Origin of the sequence: Frankia canadensis, from assembly GCF_900197875.1 — a bacterium.
Lineage (GTDB): Bacteria > Actinomycetota > Actinomycetes > Frankiales > Frankiaceae > Frankia > Frankia canadensis.
In genome coordinates this window covers 1-2,303 of the sequence record NZ_FZMO01000370.1, presented here as the reverse complement: position 1 = coordinate 2,303, position 2,303 = coordinate 1, and the positions used below count along the sequence as shown (strand labels likewise).

At 74.3% G+C, this 2,303-nt stretch carries 2 protein-coding genes; both read left to right on the top strand.

Translation table 11 applies throughout. The features are described 5' to 3' along the window. Window positions 1–69 precede the first annotated feature (69 nt). Window positions 70–1,227 carry a CaiB/BaiF CoA transferase family protein gene (locus C1A33_RS23930; RefSeq protein WP_165818561.1) on the top strand — a complete coding sequence of 386 codons (1,158 nt, stop codon included), beginning with the start codon at window positions 70–72 and terminating at the stop codon, window positions 1,225–1,227. Next, the coding region (locus tag C1A33_RS23925; protein ID WP_101833588.1) for a CaiB/BaiF CoA transferase family protein at window positions 1,220–2,303 on the top strand (1,084 nt) is incomplete at its 3' end. The genes C1A33_RS23930 and C1A33_RS23925, both read left to right, overlap by 8 nt.

Below are 2,303 nucleotides of genomic sequence, written 5' to 3'. Positions count from 1 at the left end.
TACCGGATTCCCCTGTCGCCTAAAGGCGACAGTCCCCTCCGGAGGTATTTGATGGAGCGGAGTCCCGACATGACGGCGACACCCGACCCGGCGACGACACCCGGGCCGCTGGGCACGTTACGGATCCTGGACTTCACGACCATGATGTCCGGGCCGATGGCCACCCGGCTGTTCGCCGACCTCGGCGCCGACGTGGTGAAGATCGAACGACCGCCGCGCGGCGACCACAACCGCGGTCGCACGCCGGTGTACGGCGACTCGAGCCGCTTCTTCACCCAGCTCAACGCCGGCAAGCGCTCGGTCGCGCTGAACCTGTCCGACCCGGCCGACGCCGAGCTCGGGCACGCGCTGGCCCGGCGCGCCGACGTCGTCATCGAGAACAACCGGCCGGGCGTCATGGCCAGGCTCGGCTTCGGCTACGAGACGATCCGCCAGGCCAACCCCGGTGTGGTGTACTGCTCGATCTCCGGCTACGGCCAGGACACCTCCGCCGCGGGCCGGGCCGCCTACGCCCCGAACATCCACGCCTCCTGCGGCTACGACCTGGCGAACCTCGGCTACCAGGACGACCAGACCAGGCCGGCGAACACGGCGATCTTCCTGGCGGACGCGCTCGCCGCGATCTATGCTTGCACGGCGATCCAGGCCGCGCTGCTGGCCCGCCACCGCACCGGCGAGGGCCAGTTCATCGACCTGGCGCTGTTCGACGTGATGCTCGGCATGATGACCTTCGAGATGCAGGCCGCGCAGATCCCCGAGGCGCCGCCGCGTTCCGTCTACGTCCCGCTGACGGCCACCGACGGGTTCGTCTCGGTGGCGCCGGTCAGCCAGGACATGTTCCTGGGCCTGACCCGGGCGCTGGGCCGCCCCGAACTCGGCGACGACGAGCGCTTCCGCACCGCGCCGCTGCGCGAGAGGCACTGGAACGAGCTGATGGACATCCTGCGGGCCTGGGCGGCGACGCGGACGTCCGCCGAGTGCCTCCAGACGCTGCTGGCCCACGGGGTCGCGGCTGCGCCGTTCCGGACGCCGAAGGAGGTCATGGCCGACCCGTACCTGGCCGAGCGCGGGGTGCTCAGCCCGCAGACCGACGCCGGTGGCGACTACTACATCTTCAACCCGCCGTACACGTTCGCCGACGGGTCGGTCCACGCCCGCGGGCCGGCGCCCGTCTACGGCGCGGACCGCGACGGCGTGCGCGCCGACTGGCTGGGCGCCGATGAGTAGCGCGGCGCGGCGCGGCGCGGCCGACCGCGACAGGCCGGACCGCGGCGGGCCGCTGGGCGACCTGCGGGTCGTCGAGCTCGCCTCACTCGGGCCGGTGCCCTTCGCCTCGATGGTCCTCGCCGGGCTCGGCGCCGACGTCGTGCGGGTCGACCGATCCGGCGACGTCACCGGCGCGGGCGACGACCGCCCGGGCCAGGTCCGGCCGTTCCAGGAGCAGCGTGGCAAGCGCTCGGTCGCCGTCGACCTGCGCCACCCCGACGGCCCCGGGGCGGTGCTCGACCTGGTGGCGGCGGCGGATGTGTTCCTGGAGGGCTACCGTCCAGGCATCGCCGAGGCGATGGGGCTCGGCCCGTCGCAGTGCCTGGCCCGCAACCCGCGGCTGGTCTACGGCCGGGCGACCGGCTGGGGCCGCAGCGGCCCCTACGCGGGCCTCGCCGGGCACGACATCAACTACCTGGCCGTGTCCGGCCTGCTGGGGACGCTCGGCCCGCCGGACGCTCCGCCCCCGCCGCCGCTCAACGTCGTCGGCGACTACGCGGCCGGCGGCTACGGGCTCGCCCTGGCGGTGCTCGCCGCCGCCCGGCGCGCCGAGCACACCGGCACCGGGCAGGTCGTCGACGTCAGCATGCTGGAGGCGGTGAGCCTGACCTTGACCCGCCTGTACCACGAGCGGGCGCAGGGCAACGTCGTCGACGAGCGGGGCGCGAACCTCGTCGACGGCGGGGCGCCGTTCTACAACACCTACGAGACCGCCGACGGCCGCCACGTCGCCGTCGGCGCGGTGGAGCGCAAGTTCTACGCCGCCCTGCTGGGCATCCTCGGGCTCGACCCGGCGCTCGCCGACACCCAGTGGGACCGGGCCTCGTGGCCGCGGCTGCGCGCGGTGTTCGCCGAGCGGTTCCGCACCGCCCCCCGCGACGCGTGGACGGCGGCCGGCGCGCGGGTCGACGCCTGTGTGTCCCCGGTGCTCTCCCCCGGCGAGGCCGTCGCCGACGAGCACAATCGAGCCGTGGACCTGTTCACCGACCACGGCGGCGTGCCGACGCCCCGCCCCCTTGCCCGCTTCTCCGTCGACG

Bases quoted from the DNA above. Each gene is read 5' to 3' on its own strand.
- C1A33_RS23930 (WP_165818561.1), top strand. From the start codon at position 70: ATGACGGCGACACCCGACCCGGCGACGACACCCGGGCCGCTGGGCACG.